The sequence below is a fragment of the Nocardia blacklockiae genome (genome assembly GCF_015477355.1).
Classification (GTDB): Bacteria; Actinomycetota; Actinomycetes; order Mycobacteriales; family Mycobacteriaceae; genus Nocardia; species Nocardia blacklockiae.
The window spans coordinates 714,176-733,722 of record NZ_JADLRJ010000001.1 but is presented as its reverse complement, the minus strand read 5'-3'; the positions used below and the strand labels follow the sequence as shown (position 1 = coordinate 733,722).

The following is a 19,547-nucleotide window of genomic DNA, read 5'->3' as shown; positions in this document are numbered from 1 at the left end:
CGGCGAGCGGCTGCGGCTGTTCTCCTTCGCCACCGCCGAGAAGCGCGGCGAATACCTGTGGGTGCTACGGGCATTCGATCATGCCCGCGCCGCCTACGTGGTGCTGCTGCACGCCAGCGACGTGGCCGAGACGCTGGCCCGCTTCCCCGAGGCGCCCCGGCTCACCGCCGGCGAGGTCGGCCCGCTGCTCGAACAGCTGCACCAGTGGGGCGTGCTGGAACGCAGCTACGACGGCAGCCGCGCCGCCACCCTCGCCGAATACCGCAACCGGCACTTCGTGTATCAATTCTCCCGCTCCGGCTACCAGGCCTACCGGGCGGTGGCGGAGGTGCTGGGCGCCCGGCTGGACGAGGCGTCGCTGTCGCGTCTGGTGCTGCCCGAGCTGCTGTCCGACCTGGAGGCGCTGGCCCGCGCGAACCGCACCGGCGACGCCGAACGGGTCTACCGCATCCTGAACCGGCTCGACACGGCGCTGTCCGAACTCGCCGACCGGGCCGCGCACTTCTATCTCACCCTCGGCGATCTGGTCCGCACCACCGAGGCCACCCCGGAATCGTTTCTCGCGCACAAGGACGCGCTGCTCGCGCACATGCGCGAATTCAGCATGGATCTGGCCCGTTTCGCGCCGCGGCTGGCCGCGGCCATCGCCGAGGTGGAGGACACGGGCGTCGACGAGCTGATCGCCCGCGCCGGCGCGTGCGACGAGCGGGTGCTGCTGAGCGTGCCCGAACGCGAGGCCGACTGGCGGGCCCGCTGGCAGGGTCTGCGCGGCTGGTTCGTCGCCACCGCCGCCGAGGTCGGTGCGGGCGAGGGCAATCCGGCCACGGAGGCGGAGCGGCTGCGCGAGGCCACCATGAGCGCGATCGCCGCGGTGCTGTCGCTGCTGCGCCGGGTCACCGAGACCCGCAAGGGCGGGGTGAGCCGCGAGTCGGCGCTGCGGCACCTCGCGGGCTGGTTCACCGCCGCGCCCACCGCCGAGAGCGCGCACGCGCTGTTCGACGCGGTGTTCGGGCTCGGCCGCCCGCGCCACCTGGCCATGGAACATCCCGACGCCGACGTCATCCCGGCGCTCCGATCCTGGTGGGACGCACCGCCGTTGGAGATCGCCCGCACCCTCGCCGAGACCGGTCGCCCGCCGTCGCCGGGCGCGCCCGCGCGTATCCAGCGCAACGACGCGGGGGTCCGCCGCCTGCGCGAGGAGCAACTGGACAAGCAGCGCGCCCGCGCCGAGGCGGCCCGCTCGCTCGCCGCCGCCGACGTGCACGAACGGCAGCTCGACGAGCGCGAGACCGAGGTGCTGCTGCGCCTGCTGGACGCGGCGTCCACGGCGTGGGTGCCGGTCAGCGGCCGCGTCGGCACCACCGGATCCGACAGCGGGGTGACGCTGACGGTGCGCGAGCACGCGGGCTCCACGGTGGTGCGCACGGCGCGCGGGCTGTTGCACCTGAACAACCGGCGGCTGGAGGTGCGCGAGAACGCCCGCGCCCGTGGCGGATCCGGGCGGTCGTGATGCACGCGCGCACCATCGATCCACTCGCCCTGGACAGCTATCAGCGCGCCGCTCGCGTCGTCCTGGCGAACCACCTGATCACCCGCACCTTCCCGGACCGCATCGCGCTGCCGCTGATCCGGCGCTGGGCCACCGAACTGCGCGAGGACCTGGCCGAGCTGTTCGGCTATCGGCTCGAGGTCACCGAGACCACGGCGCGGCTGTTCCCGGTGCAGGACCGGCTCGACGCGGGCCGCCCCGCCCGCACGCCCGCCGAGCGGGTCTTCGATCGACGTCGCTACGCCTATCTCGCGCTCGCGCTGGCCGCGCTGGGCCGGGCGGGTGATCAGATCACCTTGTCGGAGTTGGCCGATCAGGTCGCGGCGTACGCGACCCGGGTCGAGGGCCTGGAGCTGGCCACCGACCGCGCCGCGGATCGGGACGCGTTCGTCGACGCGGTGGCGTGGCTGGCCGCGCGCGGCGCGCTGACCCTGGCCGACGGGGACGCCGGCGGCTGGGCCGCCGACCCGGAGGCGGGCGAGGCGCTCTACGACATCGACCGCTCGGTCGTGTTCGCGATCTTCCGGCCGCCGCGGGTGCTGCAGCACCTGCACAGCGTGCGCGGATTGCTCACCGACGACAGCGATCCCGGGCCCGCCGCCGCGGCTCCGCAGTCGCGCGCCGCCGCCGCGCGCCGGGTGCGCCGCGCGCTGGTCGAGTTGCCGGTGGTGTACGCCGAGCGGTTGCCCGCCGACGAGGCCACGCTCCTGGGCACCGAGAAGCTGGTGTCGGAGGTCGAGTTGCTGACGGGTCTGCGAGCCGAGCGGCGCGCGGAGGGCGTCGCGCTGATCGACGTGTCGGGCCGGTTCTCCGACGTCCGTTTCCCCGGCACCGGCACCCTCGCCCAGGTGGCGCTGCTGCTCATCGGCGAGATCGCGGATCTGGTGCTGGACATCGACAATCCCGTCCCGCGCCGGCCGCTGCCCGCGCCCGGCACCGCGCTCGCCGAACAGCTGGATGTCGCCATTCCGGAGTCGACGGTGTTCGCGCCGCTGCTGGTCGACACCGAACCCGACGAGGCCGAGGACATCGCCGACCACTCCGGCGAGGAGGCCGAGATCCCGGAGCATCCGGTGGTCACCACGCAGTGGGTCGGCGAGACCGTGCAGGCGCTGACCGACCGCTACGGTTCCACCTTCGCCGCCCAGTGGCAGGCCGACACTCCCGGCCTCACCCGCGAGGTCGTGGCGCTGCTGACGCGCCTGGGCCTGGTCGAGGTCGTCGACGAGGGGCTGGTGGTACTTCCCGCGCTGGCCCGCTACCGCGGCGCGGTCGTGACGGTGCGCACGCGCGCCGAATCCGAATTGTTCGCCTCGGCAACGAAACTCGGCGCGCACGCCGTCCCGGCCGGTGACGCGTGAGCGCCCGCCGACACACCCGGCGCCCCGCGCGGGCCGCGGCAATCGACACCGGAATGGAAGGGGACGGCTGAGCTGATGGGGTCCATTCATGGCGGCGTGCGGTTCGTCCCCACCCGGGCGGGCATCATCAATCTCTGGGACTACCGCGACCAGGAGTTCTGTTTCGCCGACGGCCGCCTGGTGCTGCGCGGGCCCAACGGGTCGGGCAAGACCAAGGCGCTCGAGGTGTTGTTCCCGTTCGTGTTCGACGGGCGCATCGAGCCGCGGCGGCTGAACCCGTTCGCCGGCGAGGAACGGACGATGAAGTCGAACCTGTTGTACCGCAAGCAGGAATCGGCGTACTCGTATGTGTGGATGGAGTTCGCGCGCGGGCACTGGGACGATCCGGAGGTCGTCACGGTCGGCATCGGCATGCGCGCCACCCGCTCCTCGGACAAGGTGACGCGCTGGTATTTCGTCGCCGACGGCCGAGTGGGCGTGGACTTCTCGCTCATCGGCGGCGACGACCGCCCGCTGACCCGCAAGCAGCTCGCCGAGCAGATCGGCACCGACGCGATCACCGACCGGCCGGTCGACTACCGCGCCGCCATCGACGCGCGCATGTTCGGCCTCGGGTTGCAGCGCTACGACCAGCTGATCAACCTCATCCTCACGCTGCGTCGCCCGCAGCTGGCCAAGAACCTGGACCCGCGCGGCCTGTCGCAGGCCCTCACCGACGGCCTGCGCCCGCTCGACGATCAGCTGATCCTCGACGCCGCCCGCTCCTTCAGCGATATGGAGGAGGTGGGGCGCACCCTCGAGGGCCTGGTGCAGGCCGACACCGCCACCCGCGCCTTCGTCGACGTCTACCGCAAATACCTGGGCGTGCAGGCGAAGTCGGACGTCGAGCAGGTGCGCGCCCGGCTGGAGACCGTCACCCACAGCAGTACGGCACTGTTCGCCGCCACCACGCTGCGCGAGCGTCGCGAGAGCGAGCGGGCGGCCGCCGAGGTGCGGGCAGAGGAGGCCGACCGCGCTTACGAGCAGGCCCTCGCCGACCGGGAGACCTTGCAGCGCTCCAGCGCCTACGAGGGCAAACAGCAGCTCGACGACCTCGCCGACGCGGTGCGCCGCCTGGAGACCTCCGCGGCCGTGCACCGCGACAAGGCGACCAAGGCGCAGCAGGCGGTCGACCAGCGCGCCGGGGAGGCCGAACGCGGCCGCGCCGCCGCCGAATCCGCCGCCGCCGCCCTGTCCCGCGGCGAGGACGAGCTGCGCGCCGCCGCCGAGGAGGCCGGGATCGCCTGGTCGGCCCTGCCCGAACAGGCTCGCGCCGAACAGCTCACCACCACCGTGCGCGGCCACGCCGAGGAGCGCGACGCCGACGTGCGCGCGGTCCGCCAGGCCCTCACCCTGGTCGACACCGCCGCCGCCGACCGCGCCCGCACCGAACGCGCCGCCCAGCGCGCCGTCGAGCAGCGCGACGCCGCCACCGCCGCGCTGGCCGAGGCGGAGGCCGCGGTCACCCTCGCCCGCGCGAATACCGCCGCGGCGCTGCGGGATTGGTGGGAGGAGCAGCGCGAGGTGCTCTCCCCCGTGCGGTCCGGCCTGTTCGAGGCCCTGGACGCGGCGCTCGGCGCGGCGGGCGCCGACGACGCCGCCACCCTCGCCGAGGTCCTCGCCGAACGCACCGAACCACTGACCGAGGAGATCCGCGCCCGCCGCCAGCACGCCCGGACCGCCGCCGCGCAGGCCGCCGAACGCGCCGCGACGCTGCGCGCCGAGCACGGCCAGGTCGCGGCCGAACAGGACGACGCCCCACCGGCTTTCGCCGCCCGCACCGACGACCGCGCGGGCCGGCCGGGCGCGCCGCTGTGGCGGCTGGTCCGTTTCGCCGACGATGTCGGGCCCGAGCAGGCCGCCGGCCTCGAGGCCGCGTTGCAGGCGGCCGACCTGCTCGACGGCTGGGTGTGCGCGGACGACGAACCGCCGCCGCACGATTCGGACCTGTTCCTGGTCCCGCTGCCGGAATCGGCGCGTCCGGCCGGGCGCACCCTCGCCGACGTCCTCGTCGTCGAGGAGGATTCGGGCGACCTCGCCGTGCCCCACCGAGCCGTCGCCGACGTGCTGTCCTCGATCGCCCTCTCCGACACCGGTTTCGCGGCGGCCGGGCAGGTCGCGGTCGGCGGTGACGGCCGGTTCCGCCAAGGTGTGCAGGTGGGCCGCCATACAAAACCGCACGCCGAGTTCATCGGGGCCACGGCGCGGGCCCGGCGCCGTGAGTTGCGGCTCGCCGAGTTGGCCGCCGCCATCGAGGCCGCCGAGCAGGCCGAGCGCGACGCCCGCGCCGAAGAAGCCGCCGCCACCGCCGAATTGGCGCGGATCGCCGCCGCCGCCAAGGCGCTGCCGCGCACCCACGGCGTCACCGCGGCGCTGCGGTCGGTGGCCGAGGCCGCCGGCATGCTGCGCTCCCGCTCGGAGACCGCGGCGCAGGCCGAGCGGGACCTGGACCAGGCGGTCGCCGAGTTCGCGGCCGCCGACAAGAAGGTGCGTGCTGTGGCCGCCGCGCACCGAGCGCCGCGCGACCCGGCCGAACTCGACGCGCTGGCCGCGGCGATCCGACACTTCGAGAACACCGGCACCGCGCTGCTGCGGCTGCGCGGCGACCACCAGCGCGAGCACGAGCGTGCCCGCGAGGCCGACGACCGACTCGCCGAATCCCGGGACCTGGCCGAGGCTTTCGCCGAGGAGGCCGAGGCGGCCCGCGCCGGTTACGAGGAACAGCTGCGCAAGCTGGAGACGCTGCGCGAGGCGCTGGGCGCGGGCGCCGCCGACATCGACCGCGAACTCGACCAGGCCCGCGCGCGCATCGACGCCGCCCGCGCGGAACAGAAGGCGGCCCGCAAGGCCGCCGCCGACGCCATCGAGGGCGTGGGCACCGCGGAGGGCGCCTACCGGGCCGCGCACGACGCGCTCGGCACCGCGCTCACCGAACTGCTCGCCGACGTGAAACACCTTGCGCCCTATGCCCGCCCGGATCTGCTGAGCCTGCTCGGCGCGCCCCCGGACAGCCGCTGGCCCAGCAGCGACGCGGCCTGGTCCACACCAGAGCAGCTGCTCTACCGGATCGAGACGACCGGGCCCGGCAGCGGTCCCCCGCGGGTGCTGCCGGACGAGGTGCACGAGCTGTTCGAGAACCTCTCGGCCGCAACGAGTTCGGTACGGGCCGGCGAGGCCGCCCGCAAGTCCACCCGCAGTGCCGTCACCGCGGCGCTGCAGGAGTTCGACGCGGCCCTGGCCGCCGCCCGCCAGGACTACCGGCTGCAGTGGGACGCCGCCGACGGCCTCACGGTGGTGCAGGTGCACGACGACCAGGGCGCCGCCGCGCTGGCCGATTTCGCCGACCGCATCGCCGCCGCCCGCTCCGACCAGGAGCTGCTGCTCACCGACGCCGAACGCCGCATCCTCGAGGACGCGCTGCTGACGGGGCTGGCCCAGCAGATCCACGAACGCACCTCCGACGCCCGCGATCTCATCACCCGGATGGGCACCGAGATGAAGCAGCGCCGGATGTCCTCGGGCAACACCATCGGCGTGCACTGGGTGCTCGCCGACAACCTGTCCGAGTCCGCGCGCGCGGTGTGCAAGCTGCTCGACCGCGACGCCTCCGACCTCGCCCCCGAGGACCTGGCCACGATCCGCGCGCACTTCGCGGCCGAAATCCGGGCCGCGCGCGCCGCGCACCCGGAGCGCTCGTATCCCGAAATCCTCGCCACCACTTTGGATTACCGCGCCTGGCGGGTGTTCTCGTTCACGCTGATCACCGCCGACGGCACCGAGGACCGGCTCACGGTGGCCCGCCACAGCGCCCTGTCCGGCGGCGAGCAGTCGGTGTCGCTGCACCTGCCGCTGTTCGCGGCCGCGCACGTCATGCTGGACTCCGCGGATCCGCAGGCCCCGCGCCTGCTGGCGCTCGACGAGGCGTTCGCCGGCGTCGACGACAACGGCCGCAGCGAATTGCTGGGCCTGTCGGTCGATTTCGACCTGGACCTGTTCATGACCGGCTACGACCTGTGGATCACCTACGACCACGTCCCGGCCTGCGCCCACTACGACCTGGCGCACTCGGCGGCCGAGAACACCGTGAGCGGCACGCTGCTGGTGTGGGATTCGAAGGACCTGCTGGCCGAACACGACGGCTCGGACCTCACCGCGGCGCTGGGTTCGCCGAACCGGCGGCGCACCCCGCACACCGTCGAGGGCGGCATCACCTTCGACGAGGCCTTGGAACTCGGTTCCTGACCGCGCTCACACCGCGATGCCCAGCGCCCCCGCGACCGCGCGGGTGAGGTGGTCGGTGACCTCGGCCGCGGACCAGTGCCGGTGTTCGGTGAGGTCGTAGACGACGCGTTCGTCGAAGATGGTGATCCACAACAGGACCGCGTAGGTAAGGTCGTGTTCGGTGGTGTTACCCGCGCGGGCCAGGGCGTCGAGCACGTCGGCGAGGTGGTCGTACAGCGCGGTGATGGAGTCGTCGCCGTCGGCGAGGCGTTCGACGAATCCCTTGCTGCTGCGCACATATCGCACGGCCGGGCCCCACTGCGTCGCCTGCTCGACCCAGGTGGCGCAGCAGCGGTGGAACCGCCGCACCGGCTCCAGGCCGGGGTCGACCGCGGCCAGCGCGGCGATCAGCTGTTCGATGGCCCGATGGTGGAAGGCCTGCATGGCGTCGTGCGGCGTCGGGAAGTGCCGGTACGCCGTCGCCACCCCCACCCCGGCCGCCGCGGCCAGCTCCGGAATCGAGAAACCGACGCGACCGGATCGCAGCAGGTTCTGGACCGCATCGATCAGCAGCAGGCGACTGCGCTGAGCGTCGCTGCGGGTGTTCACTGGCACCTCACCATCCTGCACCACCGCTCGAGTAGAGAAGTTCTTCTCAGTTGTCTATTCTTAGTCGAGAAGATCTCCTCACTTAGGGGGTGCGATGCGGGCAGTCGCTCCGGGTGCGCTGTTTGTGCTGATCATGGCGCAACCCAATCTCGCGACCGGGATGATGCCGTACTACCGGCACGCCTGGGCGCTGGCGCCGTTGCTCGTCACCGTGATCTTCGCGGCCTACCTGTTCGCGCTGACGCCGACGCTGTCGGCGCTCGGCACGCCGCCGTCCCGCGCCGGATGGTGGTGGCGGATCGGCGTCGGCGCGCTGTTCGGCGTCGGCGCGGATGTGGCGATGGCCCTGGCGCATTCGGCGTGGCCGGCCTGCCTGGCGCGGGTCTGCGCCGGGCTGTCGGTGGGGCTGGTGACGGGCTCGCTGGCGGGGCTGATCCTGGAGCGGCGCGGCGAAGGGGGCCGCACCGCGATGGCCAGCGCCACCGTGTTCGGGTCCGCGCTCGGCACCGTCGCGGCCGCGGCCGTCGCCCAGTATCTGCCCGCGCCCGGCGTGACCGTCTATGTCCTGCACGCGATCTCGTTGACCGTCGTCGCGGCGGCCGTGCTGGCCGACCGGGCCGCCCCGGCCCGCTCCGAGCCGGGGACGGCCGGGCGGGCGCCGACCCCGGGCTCGGAGTCGCCGCTCGCCGGATACCTCGCGGGCGTCGCGGCGTGGGTGTCGGCCGGGCTGGTGGTCGCGCTGCTGCCCAGCTACGGCGCCGAGCTGCTCGGCACGGCGAACCTGGCGGTGCTGGCGTTGCCGGTGACGCTGTACCTGGTGAGCGCGTGGGTGGCGCAGCGCGTGCTGGCGCCGAACGCGCTCGTCGCGGAACCGGTGACGGCGCAGGTGATCATCGTCGCCGGTGTCGCGCTGGCCGCCGCCGTGTCCTGGTTGCCGTACCTGGCGCTGCTGCTGTGCGGCGGGGTGGTCGCGGGGTGCGGCCAGGGCCTCGCCTATCGCAGCGGGTTGCGCATCGTCAGCGCGGCCACGCCGCCCGACGGGCATGCGAGGGCCGCGTCGCGTTACGCCACGGTCGCCTACCTGTGCGCCGCGGTGGCGACGGTCGGGTTCGGCGCCGTGGCGACGCTCGGGTCGATGCGCGACGCCGTGCTCGCGGCCGCCGCGGTCCTGGTGGCGGTCGCGGCCGCCACCGCGCTCGTCCGCCGGCGCGCAACGGCGCGCGCCGCGGGCCCCACGGAGGCGCGCGAGACGGCGACGGCCGCAGCGGCTTTCGTCACACGTCCGCAATAGGCGACGACTCGGCCGGGTCTTCCGCCCGGCGGGTTCCGCATAATCCGAGCGCCCGTGTCGAAAACAATTCGGCGGGCGCCAGGCACAATTTCGTCCGAATCAACGGTCCGGAACGATATCGAGAAGGCGAGGACACCCGGCCGCGTTCGCGGCAGCACATTCGCCGACAATTCCCATAGCTGTTGCCGAACCAGCCCGAGCAGGCACTCGGGCCGCATTTCCCTGCGCGTATATTGCTGTTCCGCAATATCTTTCACGACTTGCGGGAAACGGTTTCGTTACACGAGTTCACCCGCACACAAAATACGGCTGCTTAACTCGATACATATCACTCGAAATACATTCCCAGCGAATGGATTCCACCATGGCAGCACCCACCAGGACCGGTTCCGCGCTGCGCCGGACCGCCGCGTTCCGCTTGCGCGATACCGAATTCCCCGCGTCCGCGGACGGCGCCCTTGTCCGCAGCCTCGGCCGCGTCGACCTGATCGCGATGGGCGTCGGCGCGATCGTCGGCGCGGGCATCTTCGTGACCACCGGCGTCGCGGCCGCCACCAAGGCCGGTCCCGCGATCATGCTGTCGTTCGTGCTGGCCGGGGCCATCTGCGTGCTGGTGGCGCTGTGCTACAGCGAATTGGCCGCCATGACACCGGCGTCCGGCAGTGCTTATACCTACACCTATTCCACCATGGGTGAGGTCCCGGCATTTCTGGTCGGCTGGAATCTACTGCTCGAATACGCGGTCGCGGCGGCGGCGGTGGCCATCGGCTGGTCGGGATTGTTCGCCGCCGCATTGGATTCTCTGTTCGGCATCACGCTGCCGACGGCGATCACGGCGGGGCCCGGGCAGGGCGGCGTCGTCAACCTGCCCGCCGTTCTCATCGTCGCGGCGCTCGTGGCCGTCCTGGTATTCGAGGTGAAAGTGGCCGCCGCGGTGGTGAAAACACTCGTGGCGCTGACGATCGGGGTGCTGGTCCTCGTGGTCGCCGTGGGGTCGCCGCATGTTAATTCCGAGAATTGGACGCCGTTCGCGCCATTCGGCGTGCACGGCATCGCGGCCGGCGCGGCGCTCGCGTTCTTCGCGTATCTCGGTTTCGACATCGTCGCCACCTCCGCCGAGGAAACGCGCGACCCGCGCCGCGATCTGCCGTGGGGCATCATCGGCTCGGTGGTGATCGCCACGGTGCTGTATGTGGCCGTCAGCGCCGTATTGATCGGCGTAGCACCGTATTCCACGCTCGACAACGCCGCGCCGGTGGCGACCGCGCTGGCGGCGATCGGGGCCGGCTGGATCGGCAAGGTCATCCTGGTGGCCTCGGTGGTCGCGCTCACCAAGGGCCTGCTCATGCTGTTCTACGGCCAGACCCGCCTCGTGTTCGCCATGAGCCGCGACGGCCTGGTGCCGAAGGCGCTGTCGCACACCGGCGCCCGGCACGTGCCGGTGCGGCTGAGCTTGGTGCTGGGCGCGGTGGTCGCGGTCGTGGCGGGCCTGCTGCCGATCGACACCGTGGCCGAGCTGGTCAATATCGGGGCGCTGTTCGCCTTCGTCGTCGTGGCACTGGGCGTGGCGCTGCTGCGCCGGACCGATCCGGACCGGCCGCGGCCGTTCCGGGTGCCGCTCATGCCCGTGGTCCCGATCGCCGCCGTCGCCGGATGCGTGTGGCTGGCAACCACTTTCGAGGCGCTCACCTGGCTGCGCTTCCTGGTCTGGACGGCTGCCGGGGCCACGCTCTACCTCACCTACGGACGCCGCCACTCGGTGGCCGGCCGCCGCACCGTCGTCACCGGAGGCGCCGCATGACCGCCCAGCTCGACAGCTTCTACCCCACCCGGGTCGCCTTCGGCACGCACGAGGAGATCCACCGCGCCGCCGCGGCGGCCCTGCCCGCCGACGTCTGGGACTTCGTGGAGGGCGGCGCGGGCCGGGAGACCACGCTGCGCGCCAACCGGGAGGCGTTCGATCGCTGGCGCATCCTGCCGGAGCCGATGAGCGGGGTCGGCGACCCGTCCACCCGCACCGAGATTCTCGGCCTGCCCCTCGAAACTCCCGTGCTCACCGCCCCGTTCGGCGGCGACGCCATGTTCCACCCCGACGGGCACCTCGCGGTCGCCCGGGCCGCTCAGCAACACGGAGCGCTGTCGATCGTGCCGGAGGCCGGCAGCTTCTCCTACGAGCAGGTGCGCGATGCGGGTCCCGCCGCGGCCCGCATCGCGCAACTGCATCCCTTCGCGCACGCCGCGGCCGTGGCCGAGCGCGTGCGGCGGGCCGGGTTCGAGGCGCTGTGCGTCACCGTGGACTGCCCGGTCGGCGGCTTCCGCACCCGCAATATGGGCAATCGCTTCGACCCCGACCTGCGGTACTTCGCGGGCAACCTCACCGGCGAGAACGGCGCGCCCGGGGTCGCGGAGGTGTTCGGCCAGTTGCTCAGACACGGTGGGACCGTGTGGGATTGGAGCCGGCTGGCCGATGCCGCCACCGGCTTCGGCCTGCCGTGGATCGCCAAGGGCATCCTCACCCCGGAGGCGGCCGTGCGCGCCGCCGCGCTCGGGGCGGCGGCGATCGTGGTGTCCAATCACGGTGGCCGCCAGGTGGATCCGGCGCCGGCCAGTCTGGCCATGCTCCCCGGCGTGCGCGCCGCGGTCGGCCCGGCGCTGCCGATCCTGTTCGACAGCGGCGTCCGCACCGGCAGCGACATCTTCCTCGCGCTCGCCCTGGGCGCCGATGCCGTGATCATCGGCCGCTCGGCGATCTACGGGCTGGCGGCGGGCGGCGCGCCCGGGGTGGCGCGAGTGCTCGAGCTGCTCACCGAGGAACTGCGGACGCTGATGATCCTGGCGGGCGCGCGGACGATCGCCGACATCGACCGCCACCGGATCGGGCGGGCCGAGCCGTGAGCGCGTACGGCGGCGGCACGCGGCCTTTCCCCTTGGCGCGCAGCGCTTCCGGGCTGCTGTTCACCTCCGGCCTGGCCGCGGTCGACCCCGCCACCACGACCGTCTCGGCGACCTCGTTCGAGGAGCAGGCCGCCGAGGTGTTCCGGCAGCTCGACAGCGCCCTGGCCGCCGCGGGCAGCACCCGCGCACACGTGCTCAAAGTCGAGTGCCACCTGTCCGATCGGCGGTGGTTCCCGGCGTGGAACACCGCCTTCTCCGAGTATTTCGCCACGGCCGCACCGGCGCGGACCACCCTCGTCTCCACCCTGCCCCTCGACGGGCTGCTCATCGAAATCCAGGCGATCGCCGTCGCCGCGCACCAGGAAGATCGATCATGACCGCAGTGACACCGCTCGTAGCCTCGCACTCCGCCGTCGGTGACTTCACCATCCGGGACGTCATCGAGGGCCAGACCGCCGGCCAGCTCATCGTCGCCGCCGACGACTGGGGCTGGTGGGCAACACTTCTCGCCGGCGAGACCATCGCGCCGACCACCGGCATCCAGCAGACCGTCGCCGACGGGCTGATCCGCGCCGGGTTCCTGCACCGGCGCGGACGCCGCTACCAGCTCACCCACACCGGACACGACGTCGGCAAGAACCGCGGCTTCGTCCGGGTCGCGGTGCGCGGGTGGGAGCCGACCTTCCGGCAGCTGTCGGACAGTCCGCACCGCGCCTACATCCCCGCCGCCACCGCACCCGGCGAGGTGGCGCGCGGCTGCACCGACATCGGCCGCCGCCGGCCGGAGATCTTCGAGACCATCGGCCGCGCCATCGACGCCGGCGCGCCCGGGTGCACCATCGACCTCGGCTGCGCCGACGCCGGCCGCATCCGGGCCCTGACGGGTCTGGCCGCGCGCGAACGGTTCGTCGGCGTCGATATCGAGGCGGGCGTAATCGACACGGCCGCCGCCGAATTCGCGCGGCTCGGGCTCGACGACCGGGTCGAACTCCTGGCCGGTTCGGTGCAGCCCGGACCGCGCCCGCCCGCCTGGCTCGACGCCGTGGACCGCGACTCCGTCACCACCGCGATGTCGTTCTTCCTGCTCCACCAGCTGGCCAGCGACGGGGCGGGCATCGCCACGGTGCTGCGCGGGTGGATGGACTGGTTCCCCAACGTGCGGCGGCTCGTGATCGGCGACGGCTACCTGCTGGAGGCGCCGCAGTGGACGCAGCAGCCCTGGTTCTCCCCGACCTACGAGATCTACCACGCCATCACGGGCGTGCGCTTGTGGACGCGGCAGGAGTACGAGGACGCGTTCGCCGCCCTCGGCTGGACGGTGACCCGGCGCATGGAGGACCACACCATGCTGGTCACCACGATTCTGGAACGCGGGTGACGACCGTCGACCGCCCGCCGCTCGAGATCGACACCCGCCCCGGGGTGCTCGAGCAGTGCACCGCCGACGAGACCGGCCGCCCCGGCCGCCGCCCGCGCGGCATCGCCTACGCGGCCGGTCTCGACGACGTCCTGGCCATGACCCACTGGGCGCGGCGGACCCGCACGCCGCTCATCGCCCGCGGCGCGGGCACCAGCCTGGAGGGGCATCTGCTCGCCCGCGGCGACGAACTGGTGCTGGACCTGTCGAGAGCCGATGTGATCCTGGACCTCTCCCCGAGCGATTTCACCGCGACCGTCCAGCCCGGCGTCACGCGGACCCGACTCAACGCGGCCGCCGCCGCTCACGGGCTGCAATTCACCGTGGACCCCGGCGCGGACGCCTCGCTCGGCGGCATGGCCGCCACCAACGCCAGCGGCACCACCGGCGTCCGATACGGCGGCATGCGCGCGAATGTGCTTGCCCTGCAGGCGGTCTTCGCCGACGGCACCGCGGCGCGGCTGGGCCGGGCGGTGCGCAAGACCGCGAGCGGCTACGCGCTCAAGGACCTGCTGATCGGGTCCGCGGGCACGCTGGGCATCGTCACCGAACTCACCGTGCGCCTGCACCCGATCCCCGAATTCGTACGCGCGCTGCGGATCTCGTTCCCGGCCGTCGAGGACGCGGTCGACGCCGCCGTGGACCTGCTCGGGCTGGCCCTGCCGGTCAGCCGGCTCGAACTCGTCGACTCGCGAAGCATGGCGGCGGTCAACGCCTTTCGCGGGACGAGCTATCCCGAGTCGCCCGCGCTCTTCGTCGATGTGGAGGCCGCCTCGGCCGCGGCCGCCGACTCCGTCGAGGGCGAGATCCAGCGCGTCTCCCGCACGTACGGCGCGCTCGACCTCGCCCGGGCCGGGACCCACACCGAGCGGCACGCGCTGTGGGAGGACCGGCATGTGCTGTTCTTCGCGCTGAAGGCGCGCCATCCCGGGCATCGGTTCCTGGTGACCGACACCGCCGTGCCGTTCTCCCGCATCGCCGGAGCGGTCGCCGCCGCCACCCGGCTCGGCGCCGAACTCGGCTTGGACGTGAGTGTGGCCGGGCACATCGGCGACGGCAACGTGCACGCGGTCGCGCCCTACACCGACGCGAGTTACGCCGCGGCACAGCGTTTCTCGGATCAGGTCGTGCGGCATGCCCTCGCCGTCGGCGGCACGGCGAGCGGCGAGCACGGCATCGGGCTGGCCAAGAAGGAGTACCTGCGCGCGGAGCACGACGCGGCGGTGGACGTGATGGCGGCGATCAAGCGGTCCCTCGACCCGCTCGGGCTGCTCAATCCTGGCAAGATTCTCGACGCCTGACATGCGGCGCGCGACGCTGGGCGTCGGCGGCCGGTGTGGGCAGGGCGCGATCTATCATGTCGCGGAGGGTGCGCAGTTCCCTTTGCAGTTCCGGGGATTCGCGCACCTCGAAGGGGGCGGCGAGGGCGAGGAGGCGGGCGGCAAGCCACTGCGGGTCGTCGTCGCGGGCGGCACGCAGTCGGCAGGTCCCTTCGCCGGTGGGGGTCAGGGCATCGGAGGTTTCGCCGAGCCGGCCCGAAACACGGTGTGCCGGGGCGTGGATGGTGACGTCGACGTGGTATTCCGGTGTGCCCCAGTCGGTTCGGTTGCCCGCGAGATAGGCCGCGGCGTCGGCGGCGGGGAGGGTGCGCGGGGTGTAGCGGGCGCCGGTCGGCTGGGCGCGGTCGACACGGTCGACGCGGAAGCTGCGCCAGCCGTCGCGGTCGAGGTCGTAGGCGACCAGGTACCAGCGGCGGCCGCGCACGGCCAGTCCGGCCGGCTCGGTGTGCCGCCGCGTCTCGGCACCGGCGGCGTCGCAATAGGTGAAGCGCACGCGCTCCCGGTTGGTCACCGCGGCGGCCAATGCGCCCAAGGTTTCCGGATCGGCTTGCGGCCCGGTGCCGGTGGCGGCCGCCGTCGCGGTGCTCACCACGCGCACGCGGCGGCGCAGCCGGGCGGGCAGCACCTGCTCCAGTTTCGCCAGCGCCCGCACCGACGCCTCCTCGATTCCGGCGACCGCCTGCCCCGCAGCCGCGCGCAGTCCGACGGCGACCGCCACCGCCTCCTCGTCGTCGAGCAGCAGCGGCGGCATCGCGGCCCCGGCGGCCAGCCGGTACCCGCCCGCCGCGCCCATCGTCGCGTCGATCGGATAGCCCAGCGCCCGCAGCCGATCGATATCGCGGCGCACCGTCCGGTCGGTCACCCCCAGCCGCGCGGCCAGCTCGCTCCCCGGCCATTCCCTGGGTGTCTGCAACAGGGAAAGAAGGCGGAGCAGGCGTGCGGGAGTGTCGGTCATGCTCGCGATTGTGCCGCATATCTAGGAACGGGATCGTCCTAGATACGCTTGCGCGCGAGAACTCACAGTCCTAGACGCGAGAACCCATCAGTCCTAGATGCCCGCCGCGCGAGAACCTCTGTCGCCCAAGGCCGTTCAGTGCGCGGGGACGGCCGGGAGGGCCCCTTCGGTGGGCACCACCACGGCCGGGGAAGGGCCGCTCACCTCGGCGGGGCCGGGCTGGGCGTAGCCGAGCCAGCCCGTGCCGACGAAGACGGCGAGCAGCAGCGCCGTCGGCAGGTCGAGCAGCAGCCAGCCGGGCGTCCAGCCGGGCACCAAGGGTTCGGGGTGCGCGGCCCGCTCGATCGGTACCGACCAATAGTCCGCGCCGTACACCCGCCGTGTCACCGAACCTCCATCGCCTCGCACCGTTTCGGACATCCGACCGTTTGCCGGAAACCCGCCCGGCTGTCCAGGATGGCCGATTCGCGGGTCCGCCACACCGGTAACGCACAGGACGATCGGCGTGTCCGCGGAATGCGGACGGCAAACCGGAGGATTGCTGGCCGCGCGAGGGCGCTCGGGTCAGCGCACGCTGGCGTCGGGGATGCGCGCGGGGCACTCCCCGCCGGGGACGGTGGTCATCTCGAAGTGCCAGTACTCGTTGTCGAACGTCCGGCACAGGCCCCAGCGGCTGCCGTTGGCCTCGAGCCAGCGCGCACCCTCCTCGGGGCCCACGTCCACGGCCTTGCCCTGCACGTGCGTGGACTCCTCGGGCGGCAGCACCCAGCGGCGCGCGGCGTCCGGACTGCCGTAGGTGGCGAGGCCGTCCTGCCACAGCTCGTTCTGCTGTTCGGGCGTGCGGTAGCCCGAGGTGATCGACAGCGGCACGCCCTCGGCGTGCGCCTGCCGCTCGGCGAGCGTGTAGGCCGCCGCTAGCGCCGGGTCGAGACCCGCTGTGCCCTCGGCGGATTCGCTGGACACCGGCGCGGCCTGCCCGAGCGGCGCCGCCCAGCCGCCGATCCCGATGCCGACGACCAGGACCGACCCCGCAACTCCACGCAACATGCGGAAGATCCTAACCGCGCCTTTCGGCTATCGGTTCGCAAACCACGTTCGTTCCCCAGGAGGCCGCCGCGACCGGGCGACTTCGTCGAATCAGCGTGTTCGCGAGCGGGAATCGCCACCGACCAGCTACCGTGGCAGGCGTTCGGTGGTCTGTCGCTCCGACGGTCAGGAGGGTGTCATGGCTCTTCCCGTGACGGCGCACGTGCTCGTTTCCCTCGCGGCGGCGCTCGGCGCCACGGCGCTGGTGGCGCTCACCTCCCGCGCCCCCACGAGAACCGATTCCGGCGCCCGCGACAACTACGTCAGGGCACTGCGCACCCGCGACAGGTGACCCCGGCCGCCGGTGCGCTCCCCGGTGCTCAGACCCGTTCCTTGGACCGCGTGCGCACCCGCAGCGCGATCGGCTTCTGCGTCTCGGCGAAGAAGTCGTTGCCCTTGTCGTCGACGACGATGAAGGCCGGGAAGTCCTCCACCTCGATCTTCCACACGGCTTCCATACCCAGTTCGGGGTACTCGAGGACCTCGACGTTCTTGATGCAGTCCAGCGCCAGCCGGGCCGCGGGCCCGCCGATCGAGCCGAGGTAGAACCCGCCGTGCTCCTTGCACGCCTTGGTCACCTGGGCCGAGCGATTTCCCTTGGCCAGCATGACATGTGAGCCGCCGGCGGCCTGGAACTGGTCGACGTAGGAGTCCATCCGGCCGGCCGTCGTCGGGCCGAACGACCCGGAGGCGTACCCGTCGGGCGTCTTGGCCGGACCGGCGTAATAGACGGCCATGTCGCGCAGGTACTGCGGCATCGGCTCGCCCGCGTCCAGGCGCTCCTTGATCTTGGCGTGCGCGATGTCGCGCGCCACCACCAGCGGACCGGTCAGCGAGAGCCGGGTCTTCACCGGGTACTTCGACAGCTCGGCCCGGATCTCCGACATCGGCCGGTTCAGGTCGATGCGCACCACGTCGCCGCCCAGGATGGCGTCGGTCTGCTCCGGAAGGTATTGCGCCGGTTCGCGTTCCAGCTGCTCCAGGAACACGCCCTCGGCCGTGATCTTGGCCAGCGCCTGCCGGTCCGCCGAGCACGACACCGCGATCGCCACCGGGCAGCTCGCGCCGTGCCGCGGCAGCCGGACCACCCGCACGTCGTGGCAGAAGTACTTGCCGCCGAACTGCGCGCCGATGCCGAAGGACTGGGTCAGTTTGAAGACCTCCTCCTCCAGCGCCAGATCCCGGAAGCCGTGCGCCGCCATCGATCCCTCGGTCGGCAGGTTGTCCAGGTAGTGCGCCGAGGCGTATTTCGCGGTCTTGAGCGCGAATTCCGCACTGGTGCCGCCGATCACGACCGCCAGGTGATACGGCGGGCAGGCCGCGGTGCCGAGCGAGCGGATCTTCTCGTCGAGGAATTCCAGCATCCGCGTCGGGTTCAGGATGGCCTTGGTCTCCTGGTACAGGAACGACTTGTTCGCCGACCCGCCGCCCTTGGCCATGAACAGGAACTTGTAGGACGGATGCGCGGGATCACCTGCGGCGGAATACAACTCGACCTGCGCGGGCAGGTTCGAGCCGGTGTTCTTCTCCTCCCACATGGTCAGCGGCGCGAGCTGGGAGTAGCGCAGATTCAGCTCGGTGTACGCGTCGTAGACGCCGCGGCTGATCCACTCCGCGTCGTCGGCGCCGGTGAGCACGCCCTCGGACTTCTTGCCCATCACGATCGCCGTGCCGGTGTCCTGGCACATCGGCAGGATGCCGCCCGCGGAGATGTTGACGTTCTTCAGCAGGTCCAGCGCCACGAACCGGTCGTTGCCCGAGGACTCCGGATCGTCGATGATCCGGCGCAGCTGCGCCAGGTGCGCGGGGCGCAGGTAGTGGCTGATGTCGTGCATGGCCTCGGCGGTCAGCAGCCGCAGCACCTCCGGCTCGACCTGCAGGAAGGTGCGCCCGCCGGCCTCGAACGTGCGGACGCCCTCGGTGGTCAGCAGCCGGTAGGGCGTCTCGTCGGCACCGGTCGGCAGCAGATCCGAATACAGGAACTCAGGCGCGGACACGTTTCGCACACTCCTCGACGAGTGGCTGCGGCGCACAGGCGCTCGGGCAGCCGGATGAATCCAAGCGGTTCGACTGTAACCAGCACCGGGTGACCGCCGGATCTCAGGCAAGCCTAATCTCATCGGCGGGCATATGAGGTTGCACCTTCAACAGTCGGGGTGTACCTGTCGTCAGGAGTGGTCGCCGAGGCCGGGGAGGCAATAGCATGACGCATCAGGGACCTGGAGAGGAATCGTGACCGAACCCCGTTGGCTCGACGATCTCGAGAAGCGCGCCTGGCTCGGCTTCGTGTTCACCCGCGACCTCATCGCCGCGGCTGTCGGACGCGATTCGCTACGCGCCTCGAATCTCACCTATGTCGAGTACACGGTCCTGGCCCGGCTCGCCGACGCCCCCGACCACCGGCGCAGCTTCGCCGAACTGGCCGCCGTACTGGAGTGGTCGCAGAGCCGGCTGTCCCACCAGATCACCCGGATGGAGAAGCGCGGCCTGGTCGCCCGCGAGTCGATCCCCGACGACGCCCGGCGCACCGCCGCGGTGCTGACCGGCAAGGGCGCCGACGTGCTCGACACCGCCGCTCCCGCGCACGTCGACAGCGTGCGCCGCAACATGATCGACGTGCTCGACCGCGACCAGCTGGCCGCTCTCGCCGACATCTACGACACCCTGCTGGCCCACCACCGACGAGCGGGCGACCAGCAAACCGCCGCCACCCGGGCCCCGCAGGACGGCGGAAACCTCGCGTGACGGCGATGTTTGTTTTGTGTCCCATCGGGTATCGGGTAA

At 72.3% G+C, this 19,547-nt stretch carries 16 protein-coding genes; 11 read left to right on the top strand and 5 right to left on the bottom strand.

Annotation, left to right across the window (positions count from 1 at the left end):
* Window positions 1-10 precede the first annotated feature (10 nt).
* The 3 genes from IU476_RS03225 to IU476_RS03215 all read left to right on the top strand — a co-directional run bounded on the left by IU476_RS03225 (window position 11) and on the right by IU476_RS03215 (window position 7,191).
* Entirely contained in the window at window positions 11-1,510 is a 1,500-nt protein-coding gene (locus IU476_RS03225; protein ID WP_195097398.1) for a TIGR02677 family protein, read from the top strand.
* Window positions 1,510-2,910, top strand: coding sequence for a TIGR02678 family protein (locus IU476_RS03220; RefSeq protein WP_195097397.1), 1,401 nt, complete (start codon window positions 1,510-1,512; stop codon window positions 2,908-2,910). Before IU476_RS03225 ends, IU476_RS03220 begins: the two co-directional genes overlap by 1 nt.
* A gap of 75 nt (window positions 2,911-2,985) precedes the next feature.
* Window positions 2,986-7,191 carry a TIGR02680 family protein gene (locus IU476_RS03215; RefSeq protein WP_195096279.1) on the top strand — a complete coding sequence of 1,402 codons (4,206 nt, stop codon included), beginning with the start codon at window positions 2,986-2,988 and terminating at the stop codon, window positions 7,189-7,191.
* Window positions 7,192-7,197: 6 nt separating this feature from the next.
* On the opposite strand, the gene IU476_RS03210 is transcribed toward IU476_RS03215, so the two are convergent.
* Complete coding sequence (locus tag IU476_RS03210) at window positions 7,198-7,785, bottom strand: TetR family transcriptional regulator (RefSeq protein ID WP_195096277.1); 588 nt, start codon at window positions 7,783-7,785, stop codon at window positions 7,198-7,200.
* Window positions 7,786-7,873: 88 nt separating this feature from the next.
* Here IU476_RS03210 and IU476_RS03205 point away from each other — a divergent pair, with 88 nt between their 5' ends.
* The 6 genes from IU476_RS03205 to IU476_RS03180 all read left to right on the top strand — a co-directional run bounded on the left by IU476_RS03205 (window position 7,874) and on the right by IU476_RS03180 (window position 14,683).
* On the top strand, window positions 7,874-9,070 hold the full coding sequence (locus tag IU476_RS03205; protein WP_195096275.1) for an MFS transporter: 1,197 nt from the start codon (window positions 7,874-7,876) through the stop codon (window positions 9,068-9,070).
* A gap of 364 nt (window positions 9,071-9,434) precedes the next feature.
* A complete protein-coding gene (locus tag IU476_RS03200) occupies window positions 9,435-10,871 on the top strand; it encodes an amino acid permease (RefSeq protein WP_195096273.1) in 1,437 nt (478 codons plus the stop codon).
* On the top strand, window positions 10,868-11,965 hold the full coding sequence (locus IU476_RS03195; RefSeq protein ID WP_195096271.1) for an alpha-hydroxy acid oxidase: 1,098 nt from the start codon (window positions 10,868-10,870) through the stop codon (window positions 11,963-11,965). Before IU476_RS03200 ends, IU476_RS03195 begins: the two co-directional genes overlap by 4 nt.
* Window positions 11,962-12,342: a RidA family protein gene (locus IU476_RS03190; protein ID WP_195096269.1), complete on the top strand. Its 381-nt coding sequence runs from the start codon at window positions 11,962-11,964 to the stop codon at window positions 12,340-12,342. The genes IU476_RS03195 and IU476_RS03190 overlap by 4 nt, the downstream gene beginning before the upstream one ends.
* Window positions 12,339-13,343 (top strand): class I SAM-dependent methyltransferase, encoded by a 1,005-nt coding sequence (locus IU476_RS03185; protein WP_195096266.1) that lies wholly within the window; start codon window positions 12,339-12,341, stop codon window positions 13,341-13,343. The genes IU476_RS03190 and IU476_RS03185 overlap by 4 nt, the downstream gene beginning before the upstream one ends.
* Window positions 13,340-14,683, top strand: a complete 1,344-nt coding sequence (locus IU476_RS03180; protein ID WP_195096264.1) for an FAD-binding oxidoreductase — start codon at window positions 13,340-13,342, stop codon at window positions 14,681-14,683. The genes IU476_RS03185 and IU476_RS03180 overlap by 4 nt, the downstream gene beginning before the upstream one ends.
* Here IU476_RS03180 and IU476_RS03175 read toward each other — a convergent pair.
* The 3 genes from IU476_RS03175 to IU476_RS03165 form a co-directional block, all read right to left on the bottom strand.
* Window positions 14,655-15,677, bottom strand: a complete 1,023-nt coding sequence (locus IU476_RS03175) for a helix-turn-helix transcriptional regulator (RefSeq protein WP_195096262.1) — start codon at window positions 15,675-15,677, stop codon at window positions 14,655-14,657. The genes IU476_RS03180 and IU476_RS03175 overlap by 29 nt on opposite strands.
* 135 nt (window positions 15,678-15,812) lie before the next feature.
* Window positions 15,813-16,064: a hypothetical protein gene (locus IU476_RS03170; RefSeq protein WP_195096260.1), complete on the bottom strand. Its 252-nt coding sequence runs from the start codon at window positions 16,062-16,064 to the stop codon at window positions 15,813-15,815.
* A 177-nt stretch (window positions 16,065-16,241) separates the two neighbouring features.
* On the bottom strand, window positions 16,242-16,724 hold the full coding sequence (locus IU476_RS03165) for a M15 family metallopeptidase (protein WP_195096258.1): 483 nt from the start codon (window positions 16,722-16,724) through the stop codon (window positions 16,242-16,244).
* A gap of 178 nt (window positions 16,725-16,902) precedes the next feature.
* On the opposite strand from IU476_RS03165, the gene IU476_RS03160 reads away from it, so the two are divergent.
* Window positions 16,903-17,055 (top strand): hypothetical protein, encoded by a 153-nt coding sequence (locus tag IU476_RS03160; RefSeq protein WP_195096256.1) that lies wholly within the window; start codon window positions 16,903-16,905, stop codon window positions 17,053-17,055.
* Window positions 17,056-17,083: 28 nt separating this feature from the next.
* Here the strand turns inward: IU476_RS03160 and IU476_RS03155 are convergent, their stop codons facing one another.
* Window positions 17,084-18,760, bottom strand: a complete 1,677-nt coding sequence (locus tag IU476_RS03155) for a fumarate hydratase (RefSeq protein ID WP_195096254.1) — start codon at window positions 18,758-18,760, stop codon at window positions 17,084-17,086.
* A 235-nt stretch (window positions 18,761-18,995) separates the two neighbouring features.
* Between IU476_RS03155 and IU476_RS03150 the strand changes: the two genes are divergently transcribed.
* Window positions 18,996-19,508, top strand: coding sequence for a MarR family winged helix-turn-helix transcriptional regulator (locus IU476_RS03150; RefSeq protein WP_195096252.1), 513 nt, complete (start codon window positions 18,996-18,998; stop codon window positions 19,506-19,508).
* Window positions 19,509-19,547: the final 39 nt, after the last annotated feature.